Below are 19,348 nucleotides of genomic sequence, written 5' to 3' on the forward strand. Positions count from 1 at the left end.
CTTAATTTTTGAAAGTAAGGGCAAAGTTTATGCATAAAATTTGCGCCAGGGAGGTGAAAACAACAGGGATGGAAACGGTGGGAAATCAGTGGGGCGGAACAAATTTTAGAAAAAGATTCATAAATTTCAAAAAAATGCTTGCAATTTCAAAAAAATACGGTATAATAATGATTGTGTCATTCAGGAAATGAATTTCACAGGCCGAAATAGCTCAGCCGGTAGAGCACTTCACTCGTAATGAAGGGGTCGTCAGTTCGAATCTGATTTTCGGCTTATTCTTTAGAAACCCGCAGGACGTAAGGTTCTGCGGGTTTTCTGGTATCATGAGAAATATGACAGAAATACGAACGCCCTTTGCAGGAAAAAGATCTGCTGCAAAGGGCGTTTGCTGTTACAAGTTTCAGGAAAATCAGTTCGTACAGCATATCCTGACGGAGCTTTTGGCCAGGCACTTCAAAGAGCACATCAGCTGTTGCCATTTTCCTGTGCTGCCACCCGTGCGTCGCGTTCCCGGCGGGAAAAGACGCAGCCGCAGTAGTCCTGGCGGTAGAGGCCGTATTCATGGGAAAGTTCGATGGAACGCTGGTAGCCGCCCCGTTTCTTGAAATCTGAATTGAGATATGGGATCCCGTATTCGGCGGCAAGCCGTTCTCCGATTTCATTCAGCTTTTCCGCGTTTTTCAGCGGGCTGATGGAGAGGGTTGTTGTAAAATAGTCGAGTTTGAGCTGCTTTGCCATTTCGGCCGCTTCGCGGAGCCGCATTTCATAGCAGACAAAACAGCGCTCGCCGCCCTCTGGCACATTTTCCATCCCACGTGTCAGTTTATAGAACCGGTCAGAATCGTACGGGCCGGGGCAGAAGGAAATCGGATGCACGGCGGGAAGAGAATGGATCAGACGCTGCTGTTCCTCCACGCGGTGCTCGTACTCCGTCGGCGGATAGATGTTGGGATTATAGTAAAAGAGCGTAATGGAAAAATACTGCGACAGATATTCCAGCACGTAACTGCTGCACGGCGCACAGCAGCTGTGCAGCAGCAAGGTCGGAACTTCACCGTGAAGTCCTGCAATCTTCGCATCAAGCTCTTTCTGGTAATTTCTTTTATTGGCCATAATGTATCTTCAAACCTCCTGGTATCTTTCAATCCTTTCTATTATAGCCTCAGCGCGGCTGGGATGCAAGCTGCATATGATATCTTATAGATAGAGGAGGATGCAAAAAAATGGATGATCAAATCCTGTCATTAGAGCATATATCACTGTCCTATCACACCATGAAAGGAGAAACACCGGCGCTGTGCGATCTGACTTTTTCGGTAACCCCGGGGGAATTTGTTGCTCTTGTCGGACCGAGCGGCTGCGGAAAGAGCACGATCCTGAACTTGATTTCCGGTCTTTTAAAGCCGGAGGCGGGAACTCTGCTGAGTCGCGGACGGCCGATCACGGAGGCGGATCTCCATATCGGCTACATGCTGCAGAGAGACCACCTGTTTGAATGGCGGACCATCTACAGCAACGTTCTGCTGGGCCTTGAGATTTCGCGCACGCTGACACCCGAGCGGAAAGAAAAAGTCGGGGAGATGATGGAGACATACGGCCTGAAATCCTTTTCCAATGCCCGTCCGTCCGAACTTTCCGGCGGTATGCGGCAGAGGGCGGCACTGATCCGTACACTGGCGATGGAGCCGGATCTTCTGCTGCTTGACGAGCCGTTCTCCGCTCTCGACTACCAGACGAGGCTGAACGTCTGTGATGATATCGGAAAGATCATCAAAAAAGAGGGAAAGACAGCAATTCTCGTGACACACGATATTTCGGAGGCCATCAGCATGGCGGACCGTGTGATTGTTCTGGCGGCACGGCCGGCATATGTGAAAAAAAAGATTCCGATCCGGTTTGCGATGGAGGAGCGCACGCCGATGAAAGCGCGCAGTGCGCCGGAATTTAAAACGTATTTCAATGCCATCTGGAAGGAGCTGAATGAAAATGCGTGAGCAGGCAAAAACGCCGGAGAGCAGCTTTCAGAGGGCGTATCTCCGGCAGAAAAAAAGAGAACGGGAGCAGGTGCGGGTGTTTCGGGCTTTGCTTCTCGTCAGTTTTCTGGTATTATGGGAGGTGGCGGCGGATCTGAGATGGATCGATCCGTTTATCTTTTCCAGCCCTGTGCGGGTGGGAAAAACGTTCGTGACCCTGCTGACGGAGCAGAACCTTCTGCGCCATATCGGGATCACGGTGTATGAGACGGGAATCAGCTTTCTGCTCGTCTCGGCACTTGGCATGGCGTTCGCTGTGCTTTTGTGGCTCTTTCCGCGCTTTTCTGCGGTGATGGAGCCGTACCTGGTAGTCCTGAACAGCCTGCCGAAATCGGCGCTCGCCCCGCTTCTCATTGTGTGGATGGGGGCAAACGTGAAAACGATCATCACGGCCGGCATTTCCGTTGCGATATTCGGCTCGGTGATCAGCATTTACAGCAGCTTTCAGAGTGTGGAGCCGGATATGCTCCGCCTGATTGCAACACTCGGCGGAACGAAGAAGGATATGCTGTTCCGCGTTGTGCTGCCGTGGTCGTTTCCGGGGCTGCTCGCCGTGTGGAAGGTCAACATCGGCCTGTGCCTCGTCGGTGTTGTAATCGGAGAGTTTATCGGGGCAAGAGAGGGGCTTGGCTATCTGATTATCTACGGCAGTCAGGTGTTCAGATATGCACACGCAAGAGAAGGGAGGATGACAGATGATTGGAATCGTATGTCTGGAAGAACGAAGAGGAATGCAGTTTGGCGGACGACGCGTTTCGCGGGACCGCGTGGTAACGGAAAAAATCTGCGAACTGTGTGAGGGGAAAACGCTCTGGATGAATCCGGCTTCGGAAAAGCTGTTCGCGGAGCAGAAGGAGAGTGGGAAGGTAACACTTCAGGCGGCGGCAGATTTTCTGGAGCAGGCAGGCGAAGGAGAATACTGCTTTGTGGAGAATACGGGACTGCAGGCTGTGGAAGCGAAGATAGAGAAAATCATCGTTTTCTGGTGGAACCGGCATTATCCGTCTGACCGGAAATTCGACCTGGATCTTTCCAAATGGAATAAAGTGTCCGAGGAGGAGTTTGCAGGCTATTCCCATGAGAAAATAACGAAAGAGGTATATGAGAAATGAAAAAACTAAGAAAACAGCTTCTGCTGCTGGCGGCGCTTCTTGTTCTGACACTGACCGGCTGTGAGGCGCAGGATCTTCTCTCGACGGAGAGAGCAGATTCCGGTTCGGAGGTTACGGCCGCTTATACGATGACGGAATCCCAGATTACCGATCAGGCACCGACGGCCGTTTCAGTTCTTGATGTTCCGGAGTTTTCCGGTGAACCGTATGTCGTTTTAAACGGAAATGAGCCGGATTTTACCGATGAGGAAAAGACGACCGAGTCGTACGAGCATTACAGCGATCTGGACAGCCTGGGACGGTGCGGCGTGGCAGAGGCGAATATCGGCCAGGATCTGATGCCGACGGAGAAGCGCGGCGCGATCGGCCAGGTAAAGCCGACGGGCTGGCATACGGTAAAATACGATCAGGTGGAAGGTAAATATCTGTACAACCGCTGCCATCTGATCGGATACCAGCTGACCGGTGAGAATGCAAACGAGAAGAATCTGATCACTGGAACACGTTATCTGAATGTCGAGGGCATGCTGCCGTTTGAAAACATGGTTGCCGACTACGTCAAAGAGACCGGAAACCATGTGCTGTACCGCGTTACACCAATTTTTACCGGGGACAACCTTGTAGCGGACGGTGTGGAGATGGAGGCACTTTCCATGGAAGATGACGGCGAGGGCATTTCCTTCCATATCTTCGCATACAACAATCAGCCGGGCATCTCGATTAATTATGCAACGGGAGACAGCACGTTAAGCGAAAGCAGCGGAACGATGACGGATCAGCAGGAATATGTCATGAACACATCCAGCATGAAATTCCACCTGCCGTCATGCTCCAGCGTCAGCTCGATTAAGGATGAAAACAAGGCGACATATCAGGGACCGCGCGAGGACCTGATCGCCGAAGGCTATGAGCCGTGCGGACGGTGCAATCCGTAAAAGAAATTACAAAAAGAGGGTCGGAACTTTCCGGTCCTTTTTTCTATATAGTAAAGAGAAGCATCTGGAAAGTGAGACAGGAGATGGAAGAGGAGAAGCTGCGTGCGGTTTATTATGCAAGGTGCAGCACCGAGGAGGAAAATCAGAAGGATGCGCTGGTAAGACAGGCGGCGGAGGCGGAAGAGGCAATCCGGGCAAGAGGATGGAGGCTTGTGGATGCCTACGTGGAGAGCCGCTCCGGTACGAGCCGGAAGGGCAGATGGGAATATAACCGCCTGTACGAGGATCTCGAGCAGAACCGGTTTGATGTCGTCGTAATCAAGTCGCAGGACCGCCTGATGCGGAACACGCGGGACTGGTATCTGTTCGCAGACCGCTTAAACTGCGCCGGAAAGCGGCTGTATTTTTATCTGGAGAACACATTCTATTCGCCGGAAGACGCGCTTCTGACCGGCATTAAGGCGATTCTGGCGGAGGAGTACAGCCGGGAGCTGAGCAAGAAGATGAATCTGGCGCACCAGAAACGGCAGCAGAATAATGGAAAGCCGGTGCTGACCTCAAAAAGTTATGGTTACCGGCGGACGGCAGACGGAGCGATTGAGATTATCCCGGAGGAGGCCGCAGTGAAGCGCCGTATGTACGAACTCTGTGCAGACGGTCTCGGCGGACGGAAAATTGCGGCGGTTCTGGCAGCGGAGGGCGTCCGCAGCCGCGCCGGAAAACCATTCTCTGGAACAGACATTATCCGCATGGTGCGGAATCCCATGAATAAAGGCACCGTAGTCATGAACAAGAAGCATTACGATTTTAACACCGGAAAAACGCTCCCTACACCGCCGGGCGGGCAGTACGTCTATGCGGGGAAAATTCCTGCTATCGTCTCTGAAGAGCTCTGGATAGAGGCAAATCGGGCGGCTGACGAGCGTCTCTGCCGCAAAAAGGTGGGCAAATCTGTTCAGACTTGACTGGGTAATCCTGTCCATCCTGATCCTCTGCCTCGTTGCGGCAGGATTGTACGGCATCTTGGGCTGGCTGGAGAAAAACTACACAAAACGCCGAAATTCGGGAAAGTAGGTGATTTGACTTGCAAAGGAAGGTTGGATGCTTGTATAATAATGCATGATAATTTAAAAAACTTACAGGAAAAGAGGAATGAAAATGGCACAGTTATGGGGCGGACGGTTCACAAAAGAGACCGACAAGTTAGTGTATAATTTTAATGCATCCATCAGCTTTGATCAGAAATTCTATAAACAGGACATCAAAGGCAGCATGGCACATGTAAAGATGCTGGCAAAACAGGGCATCCTGACAGAAGAGGAGAGAGACCAGATTCTTGCAGGACTGGAGGGGATTCTTGCCGATGTAGAGAGCGGAAAACTGGAAATCACCAGCGAATATGAGGATATCCACAGCTTCGTGGAGGCAAACCTGATCGACCGCATCGGAGACGCCGGAAAGAAGCTGCACACCGGAAGAAGCCGCAATGACCAGGTAGCCCTCGATATGAAACTTTATGTCCGCGATGAGATCACCGAGATTGATGCACTCGTCAAAGAGGTGCTGGTAACACTCGAAAAAATCATGGAAGAGAACATTCACACCTATATGCCGGGATTCACCCATCTGCAGAAAGCACAGCCGATCACACTGGCACATCACATGGGCGCATATTTTGAAATGTTCCGCCGCGACAGAGGCCGCCTTGCAGACATCTACAAGAGAATGAATTACTGTCCGCTCGGTTCCGGTGCGCTGGCTGGAACGACGTATCCGTTGGACCGCGCTTACACCGCAGAGCTGCTCGGCTTTGACGGCCCGACCTTAAACAGCATGGATTCCGTATCCGACCGTGACTATGTCATTGAGCTCCTCAGTGCTCTTTCTACGATTATGATGCATCTTTCCCGCTTCTCCGAGGAGATCATCATCTGGAATACCAATGAGTACCAGTTTGTGGACATCGACGACGCATACAGCACCGGAAGCAGTATCATGCCGCAGAAAAAGAATCCGGATATCGCAGAGCTTGTTCGAGGAAAAACAGGCCGCGTTTACGCAGCTCTGATGTCAATGCTCACCACTATGAAGGGAATCCCGCTGGCGTACAACAAAGATATGCAGGAGGATAAAGAGTTGACCTTCGATGCCATCGACACCGTAAAAGGATGCCTGGCTCTGTTCAATGGCATGCTTTCTACCATGCACTTCAAAAAAGACCGCATGGAGAACAGTGCAAAGAACGGTTTCACGAATGCAACGGACGCAGCTGATTACCTTGTTGGAAAAGGCGTTCCGTTCCGCGATGCACATGGCATTGTCGGTCGTCTCGTTCTGTACTGCATTGACAAAGGAATCTCCCTTGATGATATGAAACTCGAAGAGTACAAAGCGATCAGCCCGGTCTTCGAGGATGATATTTATGATGCCATCAGCATGAAGAACTGCGTAGAACGACGCAACACGATCGGTGCGCCGGGAGCAGATGCGATGCTGGCTGTCATCGAGCAGAATAAAAAATATTTACAGGAAAATTGAAAAAACAGTTGCAATTTTGAAAAAATTGGTATAGTATGACATGAGACGCACAAATGTACGCCACAGAAGAACAAGGAGATGAAACCAATGGAGCAGAAATTGAGAGTAGGAATTTTAGGAGCAACCGGTATGGTAGGTCAGAGATTTATTTCTCTGCTGGAGAACCATCCGTGGTTTGAAGTTGTGACCCTGGCAGCAAGTCCGAGAAGTGCCGGAAAAACATACGAGGAAGCAGTCGGCGGACGCTGGAAAATGGATACTCCAATGCCGGAAGCAGTGAAAAAGCTCGTTGTGATGAATGTAAATGATGTAGAGCATGTGGCATCTACCGTAGATTTTGTATTTTCCGCAGTTGATATGTCGAAAGACGAGATCAAAGCGATTGAAGAAGCATATGCAAAGACCGAGACACCGGTTGTTTCCAACAACAGCGCACACCGCTGGACACCGGATGTGCCGATGGTAGTGCCGGAAATCAACCCGGAACATTTCGATGTCATCGAGTTCCAGAAAAAACGTCTGGGCACCAAGAGAGGATTTATTGCGGTAAAACCGAACTGCTCCATCCAGAGTTATGCGCCGGTTTTAACTGCATGGAAAGAGTTTGAGCCGTATGAGGTTGTTGCAACCACATATCAGGCAATTTCCGGAGCAGGAAAAACCTTCAAAGACTGGCCGGAGATGGAAGGCAACATCATCCCGTTCATCGGCGGCGAGGAAGAGAAGAGCGAGCAGGAGCCGCTTCGTATCTGGGGTAAAATCGAGAACGGCGTGATCGTAAAAGCAACCGAGCCGAAGATCACCTGCCAGTGCATCCGTGTACCGGTATTAAACGGACACACCGCAGCTGTTTTCGTTAAGTTCCGCAAGAAACCAACGAAAGAGCAGCTCATCGAGAAACTGGAGAACTTCAAAGGCCTTCCGCAGGAACTGAACCTCCCAAGCGCACCGAAACAGTTCATCCGCTACATGACCGAGGATAACCGTCCGCAGGTAACCCTGGATGTCAACTACGAGAACGGCATGGGAATCAACGTAGGCCGTTTAAGAGAGGATTCCATCTACGACTGGAAATTCGTAGGTCTGTCCCACAACACGGTCCGCGGCGCAGCAGGCGGAGCAGTACTTTGTGCAGAGACACTGGTTGCAAAGAAGTTTATCGCTGCAAAATAATGCTTAGAATGATATAAAAAACGCCTCTGAAACGTTTTGTGTTCAGAGGCGTTTTTTGTGCATGGATCAAAAGAATATAGTTTGCAGGATATCGAAAGCAGCAAAAAAGAAGCGCCATACGGAAAATCCCGCGGCGCTTCTTTTCTGCTCAAATAATTCTATTTACGCAAGGTTTGGCTAATCTTAGAATTTGCCAGCTTTTGCTGCCTCTTCAACAGCAACAGCTACAGCAACAGTCATACCAACCATTGGGTTGTTTCCTGCGCCGATGAGACCCATCATTTCTACGTGAGCCGGTACAGAAGAAGAACCTGCAAACTGAGCGTCAGAATGCATACGTCCCATAGTATCGGTCATACCGTAGGAAGCAGGACCTGCTGCCATGTTGTCCGGGTGAAGAGTACGTCCTGTACCACCGCCGGAAGCAACGGAGAAGTATTTTTTACCAGCTTCGATACGCTCTTTTTTGTAGGTACCTGCAACTGGATGCTGGAAACGAGTCGGGTTGGTGGAGTTTCCGGTGATGGAAACGTCAACGTTCTCTTTCCACATGATAGCAACGCCTTCGCGAACGTCGTTAGCGCCGTAGCAGTTAACTTTCGCACGCGGTCCATCGGAGTATGCTTTTCTGAATACTTCTTTCAGTTCTCCGGTGTAGTAGTCATATTCAGTCTCTACATAAGTAAAGCCGTTGATACGAGCGATGATCTGAGCAGCGTCTTTTCCAAGACCGTTCAGGATAACACGCAGAGGTTTCTGACGTACTTTGTTTGCTTTTTCAGCGATACCGATAGCACCCTCAGCAGCTGCGAAGGACTCATGTCCAGCCAGGAATGCGAAGCACTCGGTGTCCTCTTCCAGAAGCATTTTACCAAGGTTACCATGGCCAAGACCAACTTTACGCTGATCTGCTACAGAACCCGGGATACAGAAGGACTGAAGTCCCTCACCGATTGCTGCAGCAGCTTCAGAAGCTTTGCGGCATCCTTTTTTGATTGCGATTGCTGCGCCTACAGTGTAAGCCCATTTTGCATTCTCGAAGCAGATTGGCTGAATGCCTTCGATCATTTTGTATACATCAAGGCCAGCAGCTTTTGTAACTTCTGCAGCTTCTTCGATGGAGTTGATTCCGTACTCAGCAAGCTTAGCCAGAATCTGTTTCTCTCTTCTTTCATATGATTCAAATAAAGCCATTTTCCTATCCTCCTAAATTATCTGATTACTCTTTTCTCGGGTCAACGATCTTAACAGCATCAGCAACACGTCCGTACTGTCCGCTTGCTTTTTCGAAAGCTGTGTTTGCATCATCGCCGGCTTTGATGAAGTCCATCATCTTTCCGAAGTTGATGAATTTGTAACCGATAATCTCATCATCTGCATCCAGAGCGATACCTGTTACATAACCGTCGGTCATCTCCAGGTAACGAGGTCCTTTTGCAAGAGTTCCGTACATGGTACCAACCTGGGAACGAAGTCCTTTACCAAGGTCTTCCAGGCCTGCGCCTACAACCAGTCCGTCCTCGGAGAATGCACTCTGGCTTCTTCCGTAAACGATCTGCAGGAAGAGCTCTCTCATAGCAGTATTGATAGCATCACACACAAGGTCAGTATTCAGTGCCTCAAGGATGGTAAGTCCTGGCAGAATCTCAGATGCCATAGCTGCAGAATGAGTCATTCCTGAACATCCGATGGTCTCAACGAGAGCTTCCTGGATAACGCCCTCTTTTACGTTCAGAGTCAGTTTGCAGGTACCCTGCTGCGGTGCGCACCAGCCAATACCGTGAGTGAATCCGGAAATGTCTTTGATTTCTTTTGCTTTTACCCATTTTGCTTCCTCCGGAATCGGAGCTGCACCGTGATGCACGCCCTGGGCAACCGGACACATCATTTCTACTTCGTGTGAATAAGTCATTGTTAAACTCCTTTCAAATATGTACTTATTTGAGCTTTTGTCTTTCGAACGGACTGTTTCCAGCCTGTTCACAGACCTATGGTTATTGTCTCACAAAATTGGTCATTCGTCCAGCATATTTTGATAAAAAATTGCAAAGACCACCGGAAAACGATAAAATTTCCGGCGGTCTTTTAAATCAATCGGTTTGGTTTTCTCTCGATAAAAGAGAATTTTTTTAATTATCAGATTTTTTTGACAATTTCTTTCGCATTCTTAAAAATATGACCTGACGGGATCACACCGCGAACACAGGAGAGTGGATAAATGTTGGAATTTCTTCCGACAACCGTTCCCGGGTTCAATACGCTGTTACAGCCGACCTCAACTTCATCGCCGAGCATCGCACCGAATTTTTTCAGTCCGGTTTCGATCTGTTCATCTGCGCCTTTGACAACAACGAGCTTCTTATCGGATTTTACATTGGAAGTAATGGAACCGGCACCCATATGGGCTTTGTATCCAAGAACAGAGTCGCCGACATAGTTGTAATGCGGAACCTGTACTTTATTAAAGAGAATGACATTTTTCAGTTCGGTGGAGTTTCCAACGACAGCGCCTTCGCCGACGATGGCGTTTCCGCGGATAAAGGCACACTGACGGATCTCAGCGCCTTTTCCAATGATGCATGGGCCGTTAATGGAAGCGGTCGGTGCGATCACGGCATCTTTTGCGATCCAGACATTTTCGCCGCGTTTTTCGTATTCTGCCGGATCGAGTGTTTCGCCGAGTTCAAGAATAAAATCTTTAATGAGCGGAAGCACTTCCCATGGATACGTTTTGCCTTCAAAGATTTTTGCGGCAATGGTCTGGGTTAAATCATAAAGTTCAGAAATGGTTGCATCTTTCATGCGTGATTCATCCTTTCTTGTTTTAGTTCCTGTTTATCTTACCACATTTCAGGAGTTCTGTGCGCCTTTTTTTCTGGCGGTGGAATAGGACTTTGCAGAGGAGTCTTCTGCAGCGGTACGTTTCCCGGTACGGGAGCGCGTGGAAGAGGCTTTTCTGTAATACGGCGCGGACGCATCAAAGCTGCTCTTTAGCTGGAACTGATTCCGCAGCTGCTTCACATTTACCGTGTGGCGTGTCACAAAGTTTTCCAGTTTTCCCATATATTCCTCGGAGGTAATGGAGCCTTCCGCTACATAGGTAAGTCCCTTTTCCCAGCTTGCCGTCAGCTCCGGATTCAGAAGCGGGCGGATCGACTGGTGTACGACGTCGTAGATCATTTCGCCAAGCTGTGTCGGGGTGATAACCTGCGTCTTTTTGTTCAGAGCAAGATATTTGATAAAGACAAGCTTTTTCAGAATCTCAGCACGCGTCGCACTCGTTCCGATGCCGCTTCCCTTAATCTGTTCGCGCAGCTCCTCGTCTTCAATGAGCTGTCCGGCATTTTCCATTGCAAGGATCATCGAACCGGAGGTGTAGCGTTTTGGCGGAGAGGTTTCTCCTTCCTTGATAGAAAGGCCGAGAAGATTCAGCTCGCTGCCTTTCTGCAGCTGGGACAGCGCTGCAAGAAAAGAGGGATCGCAAGTCGTCTCGTCCTCCTTTCTGCCCTCGTCGTCCTCCTCTTTCTTACGGAAGAAAGAATACTGCATGGCTTTTAAATAGCCCTCCTGCACGAGAACGCGGAAGTTGGAGAAAAACTGCTCGCCGCCGATTTCGGTGACAAGAGCAACTTTCTGATAGACCGCCGGCGGATAGAAGATACCGAGAAAACGGCGGACAATTGTCTCATAAACTTTTGCGGAGAGTTCCGAGAGGTTCCGCAGATTGTTAAGGCCCTGTCCGGTCGGAATGATCGCATAGTGATCGGTAATCTGTTTATCGTTTGTATAGCGGGTGGAACCAATCTTTTTCCAGCTTTCACCCTGCAAAATTTCATTTGCAAGGCCGCTGCAGATACCGTACTGCTGCAGGCCGCGCAGGTTTTTGCTGATTTCCCTGGCAACGGCAGAAGAAAGCACACGGGCATCGGTTCGCGGATAGGTAACCAGCTTTTTCTCGTAAAGCTCCTGAACAACTTTCAGCGTTTCATCCGGACTGATTTTGAAAAAGCGGGCACAGTCGTTTTGCAGCTCCGCAAGGTTGTAAAGCAGTGGCGCATTTTTATTTTCCTTTTTTCGCTCCATTTTCAGGACATGCGGGATCAGAGGATTCTGCATGCTTAATTCCTCAATCAGTTTCTGTGCGTCCTCTTTTTTCTGGAAGCCGTTCTCCTTATAGAGAAGCGGAGAGTTGAAGTAGCGACTGCTTTTTACGGCGCGCCATTCCCCCTCAAAATTGCGTCCATTTAAGGAAAGACCGGCGATGACACGGTAGAATGGTGTTTTCACAAAGCTACGGATTTCGCGCTCCCGGCGTACGACCATGCCGAGCACACATGTCATAACACGGCCGACGGAAATAGACTGATATTTAGTGCCGAGATACGATGCGACAGCGCTTCCGTATTTGAGCGAGAGAAGACGGGAAAAGTTAATGCCCATCAGGTAATCTTCTTTGGCGCGGAGATAAGCGGATGCCGAAAGATTGTCGTATTCACTTTCGTCCTTCGCTTCGCGGATACCGCGCAGGATTTCTTCTTCTGTCTGCGAGTCGATCCAGACACGCTTCTGTTTCTTGTCTTTGATACCGGCCATCTGCGCGACGAGACGATAGATGTATTCTCCCTCACGCCCGGAGTCGGTACAGACATAAATGGTTTCAATATCCTCCCGGTGGAGCAGGTTACTCACAATGGTGAACTGCTTTTTTACTTCCGGGATAATTTCATATTTGAAGTTTTCAGGCAAAAAAGGCAGGGTCTCGAGACTCCACCTTTTTAACGCAGGATCATATTTTTCCGGATAGCTCATCGTAACCAGGTGACCGACGCACCAGGTTACGACGGACTGATCCGACTCTAAGTATCCATCCCTGCGCTGCATATTCTGTTTTAACGCTTTTGCGAACTCCTGAGCAACGCTCGGTTTTTCCGCAATGTATAAAGATTTTGTCATTTATCTGCACTCATCATTCGAAGCGGCCAGGCAAGGAGCACACCGCCTCCTATTGCGTTTCCTATAGTTACAATGACCATACTTTTCAATGCGGCAGTCAGAGAAATGCCGCCTGGGACCAGAAGTGCAGCGGTAACAAAGGTGGCCATGTTGGCAACGCAGTGTTCAAAACCGGCAACAACGAATCCGGTGATGCAAAGTATAATCATGAAAAATTTGGCAACTTCATTTTTGCATTTCATGCCGCAGGCAACGGCAAGGCAGACGAAGAAGTTGCAGAGAATGGCACGGAAAAACATTTCTCCGGCAGGAATGGAAAGTTTATTTCCAATAAATCCTGCGTAATAATCGGCAGTACCGGAAGCACCTGCCAGTACGAAAATTACGGAGAGAATCAGGCATCCGACAAAGTTTCCGATGTAGCTTACCAGCCATACTTTTCCAACCTGTGCCCAGGAGACCTTTTTGTCATAGGCCCCAAATGCCATAACAAGATTGTTTCCGGTGAAAAGCTCTGCACCGATAAAAACGATCAGCAGAACCGCAATGGCAAACACAATACCGCCAAGCAGTTTTCCCCAGGCAGGATCTGTACTCTGGAACGTATTGCCTACCACGTTGGAGAAAATCATGGCAACCACGATAAAGAAACCGGCCATGACTGCACGGAGAAAGTATTTCCCCGGGTGTTCTTTCAGCAGCCTTGCTTTGTTTACGGCTGCCTCTGAAAATTTTTGTACGTCATCATAAGGCATAGAATAACTCCTTTCTTATGTCCCGTAGGATGGACATATCCCCTCTCTTTTTGTCCGGGGGATGGTCTTTTTTTCCGGAGCAGCTTGCAAATGCTTCGGATTTCGCGCTTTCAACTTTGGCTATTATAGCATTTCCCGGAAAGATTCGCAATGAAGGAGGAAGAAAAAAGTATATTTCCACAGAAATGTCAGAAAATAAGGGGTGAAACGACAGATTGTATGATGAACTCAGAGGGATTGAAACAAGGATTGAAAGCTTTTTTTATGTTCTGTTTTACAAAGATCTCGGACACAGTGAAATTGTAAACCATGATGATCCGGCGTTTGTGAAACTGGTTTATCATCTGCACTGATGTTCATTCTTAGCAAAAACCTCATCTGCTGTTTTCATACAAAAGATAAAACGGCAGGTGAGTTTTTTGTAATGGGCCTCTGGAAAGGATAAACTAAAGCCGTATAGTATCCATTACACCGGATTTTTTCCGATATTCTAAAGGAGTCATATGATACTGTTTTTTGAATAAACTCTGAAAATGAGGCTGGCTGGAAAAGCAGAGATAACTGCTGATTTCAGCCAGACTTTTTGTACTGTAGGTTAAAAGCATTTTAGCTTCTTCTAATTTACATCTTGTAATGAAAGCACCTATGGTAAAGCCGAGCTCAGTTTTGAATTTTTTCATCGTGTAGGAAGTACTTTTCTGAATGGAATCCGCGACATCATTCACAGAGATGGATTCATTTGTATGTGTACGGATAAAATTCATACAGGTATAAACTTCTCTTGAGATTCCAGCAGGGATTTTGGTTTCACCTGCCTGCTGACAAAAATCCAGAATCATGGAGTATTGCAGTGCCTGGATTTTTTCCAGTGACTGCAGTGCCTCGCATTCCTGAATATAAAGATCCAGAAGCTGATATGTTTTTTCAATATCTACTCCTCCCGGAATGGCACCAAGAACAGCGGTTTTGATTGCTGTCACGATAAAAAGATTTTTGGCATGGCGAATCGGAGTTTTTGCAAGTCTGCCTTCTTCTAATTGTAATGTATTATTCTTCAAAAAATTCTGCAAAGCATTTACATTTCCGTTTTGAACAAACTGAAAAAGTTCGCATTCAAACTGGTAAGTGTTATGCATCTTTTTATTTTCCATATTTTCTGTAATGGATTTCAAATGCTGCTGGCTCTGCCGCAATTGCTGGGGTGCACGCTGTCCCAATAATTTCAACACACTGATTTCCTTGTGGTTCACACATTGATGCAGGAAAACAAGATGCTGACAAAATTGGATATGTGATAACCGGGGAATGGAGGCGAGAGCCTCAGCGATTACTTCCTTGTACTTCAGGGGCGTGGCAGAGTCATGCATATAACTGCGGACGAGCTCATCTGTCACAGGAACGGAAAAAACCGGGCCTAAGATGATATATTCACCAGTAGCTTCAATTTGGACAGAGCCATATACAATGTCGGGAGATGCAAAACGAAATTCGGGATTATAATCGGATGGATAAAGCGGATAAGGGCTCTCGGTTGAGATGTGGAGCTGTTCTGATAAAGCAGAGTAAATAGCTCCTGCTTCAGTAATTAGATTCGTAGGAATTCCTGTAACGGCATAGTAATTTTTACAAAAAGTAACATAATTCATATGATATTCTCCTGGTATCTGTGGGATGCAGTGGATCAAATTTTCGTTTGAAAGTTTCTGCAAAGCAATTCACGATTCCTTCACTTCCAAATTTAAAGTATAAAATGGAAAAAGAAAAATAACAATACGAAAACATATAATTTTGTATGTTTTTATGTAATATCTTTCCTTTCATTTTTGATAAAGTGCGATTAGAAAAAAGGAAAGGCGGATCATACGTATGAGACAACCGATTAAAATTAATAAAACGAATCCAAATAAAGGTGTTCTCGATTATTCTTATCTTTTGGATGCACCAGCTGGAAAACATGGATTTGTAACGACAAGGAATGGCCATTTTTATTTTGAAGATGGTGTAAGGGCAAAATTTCTTGGGTTTAATGTGGCTGCAAGATCAAATACCCCGGATCATGAAACCGCAGAGAAACTGGCGGAACGTTTTGCGAGCCTGGGCGTGAATGTGATTCGGCTCCATGCAGCAGATGCCCCAATCAGCGAAGAACCACGCAGCTGGTCCAGCTGTAAAGAAGCTCCACTTTTAGATTATGAAAAAGGAAACGGGAGAGAATTTCATCCGGAAGGTCTGGATCGATTTGACTATTTTGTCGCAAAATTGAAAGAGCGGGGTATTTACCTTCACATTGATCTTATCGTTGCAAGAGATTTTGTAGAAGGAGATGGACTGGACTACCCAGGAAATGCGGGAAGCTGCATCAAACGTTTTCCCATGTACAATAAACGGATGATAGAGCTGCAAAAAGAATATGCCAGAAAGATTCTCTGTCATGTGAATCCTTATACAGGTCTTGCACTGATTGACGATCCGGCGGTGATCACGGTTCAGATCAATAATGAAGATTCTGCGATTAAAGGAACGATGGAAACGGATCAGCGGGAAGAGATGCAGCCATATCGGGATGAGGTACAAAATCGTTTTAACAGCTTCCTCTTGATGAAATATGGAACAAGAGAGCGTCTGAAAGAAGCATGGACGTTTGAAGGAAAATGTGCGCTTGGCGAGGAAGAAGATCCGGAGAAAGGAACTGTGCAGGGAGCCGCAGGTAATTTCTATCAGCCGGAATGCGACCCTTTGGGAAAATGGGAAGAAAATGAAAGTCCGGCCCGCTATGCTGATTTTATGGAATTTGGCATTACGATGAATCGTAATTTTTATCAGGATATGAAAGATTATCTTCATTCCCTTGGAGTAAAAGTTCCGATCGTGACAAGCAATCTGGTTGCCGGTGCAGCGGATGTATATGGCCATACCGACGGGGATTTTATGGAAAATAACAGCTATTTTAATCACCCGCTGCTTCCGATCCAGGAGGCAAATACCTATCTGGTTGCAGGGCCGGCCGAATATGTGTCAACGAACCCGCTGACCATGCAGACAGGAGTTGGTTCTATGGCAACAACACTTTTAAATCTTGCTTCCGTTGCCATTGTAAAAGGAAAGCCTTTCATGCTCAGTGAGTGGAACGAATATGGGGAACATCCTTTCCATTCGACAGCATATGTGCACACGGTTGCCTATGCATGCTTGAACGACTGGGACGGACTGATTTTATACAATTATCATACGTCGGAAAAGGCGGACGATCAGCCGGACGATGAAATCTGGAGTGTTTTTGATGTATATAATGATCCGGCGGTTATCTGTCAGTGGGGATTTATGGCATCTGTATTTCTCAAAGGGCTGGTATCGGCGGCTAAAAATCGTGTAGATGTCGTATATACACAGAACGATTTGAAAACACTGCCGAAAATGCACGCAATGCCAACTACTTTTTTACCTTACATCACATGTATGCGAAATGTATTCCTGGACGGAGGGGATACCTATCAGGGAGACGCGGCTGTTGCAGTGAACGCAGGATTTTTGAATGGGGCAGATCTCTCGGAGGCAGAACACGGTGTGTATTATGCATGGTCACCGTATCGTGACGCATGGCGGAAATATAAAGACCACAACAGGCTGAAACAGGCAGCGAAGAATGCAGAAGAGATACGAGAAGGCGTGTATCTGGGAGCACAGGCACTTGTCTTTGATGAAATTCAGAAAATCGCAGGCACAGGAGATTATCGTGAATTTGCTGCAATTCTTGACCGGGCAATGAAAGAATGGAAGATACTTTCGGAGGAATGTGGTCTGGTAGATGGAAAACTGATTTCTGATACAAAAGAGCTGGTGTTTGATCCGGCACATGCCCGGTTCGTAATTCATACACCGTATTGCGGATATTTCAGTGGAAGCCCAGCAGAAAGTCTGCGGCTGTCTGAAAAAATTGAGATCCAGTCAGAAAATGAGCGGATTACGCTGGCACTTCTTCCAGTGGGAAAGGAAAAACTGGAGCAGGCAGAGGAATTTGTGATCACTGCGATGGGAACAACGGGAATGGACAAGACAACGTATCAGGAAGGTGCACAGATGATGGGCTTTCCGTTTACTGCAGTACACTTTCAGGGAAAATTATATGCCGAAACGCTGGAAGGAAGAATCTACGTAAAAGCTAAGGAGGCCGTTCTTACAGCATTAGATCCAATGGGAAATGAAATTGGAAGAATAGAAGGAAAAGAGACAGAAAAAGGAGTATGTTTTCTTCTGTCAGGCAATCTTCCAAGTGTTCAATATAATTTAAAAATAAAAAAAGAATGCCCAAATATATAATATTAAATTGCTATATGTAATAAAAGAAACAAAATACTTGATAGAATACAAGTATAAAACAGCGGCTGTAAAAAACGATGGGAGAAAAAGATATGGGAAAAAAGAAACAAAAAGTCCTCTATGATGCAGACGGGGCAAGAAGAGTTATGAGAAAAAGAGATTATATGGCTGATATGGGAGGTCAGTTAGCGATAGGCGTGATGGCCAATCTGGTTGGTCAGCTTACTTACTTTTATACAGATAAAGTCGGCATGGCGGTAGGCGGAGTCGGAATTGCGATGATGATCGCTAAGATTATAGATGCACTGACGGACGTTCTTGTGGGAAATATGATTGACCACTCCAAAGGTGGAAATAAGAAATATTACTCCTGGATGCTGAAAATGGCGATTCCTGCAGCAGTCATCATCATTATGATGTTTACGGTCCCGATTCAGGCAGGACAGACAGCGGCATTGATTTATGTACTGGTTACCAATCTTCTTTTAACAGCAGTTATTTATACTATGATTGCCACACCGTTTTCAGCGGTTATGATTGTGCGTACCCACAGCCAGAGTGAGCGAAGCAATATGGGGCTGTTCCGTGCAGTCGGAAACTACGGTGCCGGAACAATCATTGCTATTATCACAATTCCGGTAACCAATATGCTGGGTGGTACACAGAGTGCATGGATCAAATATGGTGTTGCGCTTGCACTTGGCGTTTTATTACTTTTCCTGATCTGCTACAACAATGGAAGAAAAGCAAAATTTGCTTCGGATTATGAAAGCGAATCGGAAAACGCATCAGAAACAGCACCGACAGAAACAGAAGAAGAGGAAGCAGTTCCATTTAAAGATGCTATAAAAATGTTATTGCAGAATAAATACTGGGTGATCGTTCTTCTGTTCAATTTGATTACCAATATTACCGCTGCAGTGGCAGCAGCCTCGGGTACATACTATGCAAAATGGATTTTTGGCAACGATAATCTTGTTGCAGTCATAGGAGCGGCAGGTATGCTGGCAACGGTAATCGGATTTGTGGTTTCCAAGCCGATCATTTCGAAGCTGGGTGTTACAAAAACAATTCAGCTTGGGTTAATGGGAGCTGCCATTCCATCCCTGATCCGCTGCTTTATTCCGGAAAACTTTATGGTTTATGCAGCAACCAGCCTTGTGGCGAGCTTTATCCAGATTCCACTGATGTGTCTGTACGGCGTATTAACAGCAATGACGGTAGATTATAACGAATGGAAATATGGAAAGAAATTAGTTGCAATGTCGGGCGGAGCCATAGGATTTGGAAGTAAAGTGGGAAGCGGCCTTGGATCTGTTATCTTATCCGCATTTCTTGCCATTGGCGGATATCAGGCATCGCTGGAAAGTGCAACTGCTTCCATGCGATATTCGATTTATGGATTTTCCAACTATCTTCCGCTGGTTGTAAACCTGGCTATGTTCCTGATTTTTACCAGATTTGATCTGGAAGAAAAATTACCAAAGATGCGGGAAGAAGTACTTGCGAGAAAAGAGAAAAAATAAACGGAG

Annotated in this window: 16 protein-coding genes and 1 tRNA gene; 10 read left to right on the forward strand and 7 right to left on the reverse strand. The window is 47.1% G+C overall.

Annotated elements, in window-relative coordinates; all coding sequences use genetic code 11:
• Positions 1–200 precede the first annotated feature (200 nt).
• A tRNA-Thr gene (locus tag DW743_RS10805) sits at positions 201–273 on the forward strand.
• A gap of 192 nt (positions 274–465) precedes the next feature.
• Here DW743_RS10805 and DW743_RS10815 read toward each other — a convergent pair.
• Positions 466–1,113 carry an epoxyqueuosine reductase QueH gene (locus tag DW743_RS10815; RefSeq protein WP_117761585.1) on the reverse strand — a complete coding sequence of 216 codons (648 nt, stop codon included), beginning with the start codon at positions 1,111–1,113 and terminating at the stop codon, positions 466–468.
• A 110-nt stretch (positions 1,114–1,223) separates the two neighbouring features.
• Between DW743_RS10815 and DW743_RS10820 the strand changes: the two genes are divergently transcribed.
• The 7 genes from DW743_RS10820 to asd all read left to right on the forward strand — a co-directional run bounded on the left by DW743_RS10820 (position 1,224) and on the right by asd (position 7,791).
• Positions 1,224–1,994 (forward strand): ABC transporter ATP-binding protein, encoded by a 771-nt coding sequence (locus DW743_RS10820; RefSeq protein ID WP_117761584.1) that lies wholly within the window; start codon positions 1,224–1,226, stop codon positions 1,992–1,994.
• Entirely contained in the window at positions 1,987–2,832 is an 846-nt protein-coding gene (locus DW743_RS10825) for an ABC transporter permease (protein ID WP_022463011.1), read from the forward strand. Before DW743_RS10820 ends, DW743_RS10825 begins: the two co-directional genes overlap by 8 nt.
• A gap of 16 nt (positions 2,833–2,848) precedes the next feature.
• Positions 2,849–3,145: a hypothetical protein gene (locus DW743_RS10830; RefSeq protein WP_022463012.1), complete on the forward strand. Its 297-nt coding sequence runs from the start codon at positions 2,849–2,851 to the stop codon at positions 3,143–3,145.
• Positions 3,142–4,080, forward strand: a complete 939-nt coding sequence (locus DW743_RS10835) for a DNA/RNA non-specific endonuclease (RefSeq protein ID WP_055217700.1) — start codon at positions 3,142–3,144, stop codon at positions 4,078–4,080. The genes DW743_RS10830 and DW743_RS10835 overlap by 4 nt, the downstream gene beginning before the upstream one ends.
• Before the next feature lie 71 nt (positions 4,081–4,151).
• Positions 4,152–5,045, forward strand: coding sequence for a recombinase family protein (locus tag DW743_RS10840; protein WP_147345102.1), 894 nt, complete (start codon positions 4,152–4,154; stop codon positions 5,043–5,045).
• A gap of 193 nt (positions 5,046–5,238) precedes the next feature.
• Positions 5,239–6,618: an argininosuccinate lyase gene (gene argH / locus DW743_RS10845; protein ID WP_055267678.1), complete on the forward strand. Its 1,380-nt coding sequence runs from the start codon at positions 5,239–5,241 to the stop codon at positions 6,616–6,618.
• Between the two features lie 87 nt (positions 6,619–6,705).
• Positions 6,706–7,791: an aspartate-semialdehyde dehydrogenase gene (gene asd / locus DW743_RS10850; RefSeq protein WP_022463016.1), complete on the forward strand. Its 1,086-nt coding sequence runs from the start codon at positions 6,706–6,708 to the stop codon at positions 7,789–7,791.
• Between the two features lie 183 nt (positions 7,792–7,974).
• On the opposite strand, the gene DW743_RS10855 is transcribed toward asd, so the two are convergent.
• The 6 genes from DW743_RS10855 to DW743_RS10885 form a co-directional block, all read right to left on the reverse strand.
• Positions 7,975–8,985, reverse strand: coding sequence for a GGGtGRT protein (locus DW743_RS10855; protein WP_022463017.1), 1,011 nt, complete (start codon positions 8,983–8,985; stop codon positions 7,975–7,977).
• Between the two features lie 25 nt (positions 8,986–9,010).
• Positions 9,011–9,703: an iron-sulfur cluster assembly scaffold protein gene (locus DW743_RS10860; RefSeq protein WP_022463018.1), complete on the reverse strand. Its 693-nt coding sequence runs from the start codon at positions 9,701–9,703 to the stop codon at positions 9,011–9,013.
• A 224-nt stretch (positions 9,704–9,927) separates the two neighbouring features.
• Complete coding sequence (locus DW743_RS10865; protein WP_055228579.1) at positions 9,928–10,593, reverse strand: acyltransferase; 666 nt, start codon at positions 10,591–10,593, stop codon at positions 9,928–9,930.
• 48 nt (positions 10,594–10,641) lie between these two features.
• Positions 10,642–12,744 (reverse strand): DNA topoisomerase, encoded by a 2,103-nt coding sequence (locus tag DW743_RS10870; RefSeq protein ID WP_117761582.1) that lies wholly within the window; start codon positions 12,742–12,744, stop codon positions 10,642–10,644.
• Positions 12,741–13,499 (reverse strand): formate/nitrite transporter family protein, encoded by a 759-nt coding sequence (locus DW743_RS10875; protein WP_055228581.1) that lies wholly within the window; start codon positions 13,497–13,499, stop codon positions 12,741–12,743. The genes DW743_RS10870 and DW743_RS10875 overlap by 4 nt, the downstream gene beginning before the upstream one ends.
• Before the next feature lie 446 nt (positions 13,500–13,945).
• Complete coding sequence (locus DW743_RS10885; RefSeq protein ID WP_022463022.1) at positions 13,946–15,145, reverse strand: helix-turn-helix domain-containing protein; 1,200 nt, start codon at positions 15,143–15,145, stop codon at positions 13,946–13,948.
• Between the two features lie 220 nt (positions 15,146–15,365).
• Here DW743_RS10885 and DW743_RS10890 point away from each other — a divergent pair, with 220 nt between their 5' ends.
• Together DW743_RS10890 and DW743_RS10895 are read left to right on the forward strand one after the other, a co-directional pair.
• Positions 15,366–17,816, forward strand: coding sequence for a beta-galactosidase (locus DW743_RS10890; RefSeq protein ID WP_117510213.1), 2,451 nt, complete (start codon positions 15,366–15,368; stop codon positions 17,814–17,816).
• A gap of 92 nt (positions 17,817–17,908) precedes the next feature.
• A complete protein-coding gene (locus DW743_RS10895) occupies positions 17,909–19,342 on the forward strand; it encodes an MFS transporter (protein ID WP_238032763.1) in 1,434 nt (477 codons plus the stop codon).
• Positions 19,343–19,348 lie beyond the last annotated feature (6 nt).

The sequence above is a fragment of the Blautia sp. AM28-27 genome, from assembly GCF_003480905.1.
GTDB classification, from domain to species: Bacteria; Bacillota; Clostridia; order Lachnospirales; family Lachnospiraceae; genus Fusicatenibacter; species Fusicatenibacter saccharivorans.

Bases quoted from the DNA above. Each gene is read 5' to 3' on its own strand.
- DW743_RS10815 (WP_117761585.1), bottom strand. From the start codon at position 1,113: ATGGCCAATAAAAGAAATTACCAGAAAGAGCTTGATGCGAAGATTGCA.
- DW743_RS10820 (WP_117761584.1), top strand. From the start codon at position 1,224: ATGGATGATCAAATCCTGTCATTAGAGCATATATCACTGTCCTATCAC.
- DW743_RS10825 (WP_022463011.1), top strand. From the start codon at position 1,987: ATGCGTGAGCAGGCAAAAACGCCGGAGAGCAGCTTTCAGAGGGCGTAT.
- DW743_RS10830 (WP_022463012.1), top strand. From the start codon at position 2,849: ATGAATCCGGCTTCGGAAAAGCTGTTCGCGGAGCAGAAGGAGAGTGGG.
- DW743_RS10835 (WP_055217700.1), top strand. From the start codon at position 3,142: ATGAAAAAACTAAGAAAACAGCTTCTGCTGCTGGCGGCGCTTCTTGTT.
- argH (WP_055267678.1), top strand. From the start codon at position 5,239: ATGGCACAGTTATGGGGCGGACGGTTCACAAAAGAGACCGACAAGTTA.
- asd (WP_022463016.1), top strand. From the start codon at position 6,706: ATGGAGCAGAAATTGAGAGTAGGAATTTTAGGAGCAACCGGTATGGTA.
- DW743_RS10855 (WP_022463017.1), bottom strand. From the start codon at position 8,985: ATGGCTTTATTTGAATCATATGAAAGAAGAGAGAAACAGATTCTGGCT.
- DW743_RS10860 (WP_022463018.1), bottom strand. From the start codon at position 9,703: ATGACTTATTCACACGAAGTAGAAATGATGTGTCCGGTTGCCCAGGGC.
- DW743_RS10865 (WP_055228579.1), bottom strand. From the start codon at position 10,593: ATGAAAGATGCAACCATTTCTGAACTTTATGATTTAACCCAGACCATT.
- DW743_RS10870 (WP_117761582.1), bottom strand. From the start codon at position 12,744: ATGACAAAATCTTTATACATTGCGGAAAAACCGAGCGTTGCTCAGGAG.
- DW743_RS10875 (WP_055228581.1), bottom strand. From the start codon at position 13,499: ATGCCTTATGATGACGTACAAAAATTTTCAGAGGCAGCCGTAAACAAA.
- DW743_RS10885 (WP_022463022.1), bottom strand. From the start codon at position 15,145: ATGAATTATGTTACTTTTTGTAAAAATTACTATGCCGTTACAGGAATT.
- DW743_RS10890 (WP_117510213.1), top strand. From the start codon at position 15,366: ATGAGACAACCGATTAAAATTAATAAAACGAATCCAAATAAAGGTGTT.
- DW743_RS10895 (WP_238032763.1), top strand. From the start codon at position 17,909: ATGGGAAAAAAGAAACAAAAAGTCCTCTATGATGCAGACGGGGCAAGA.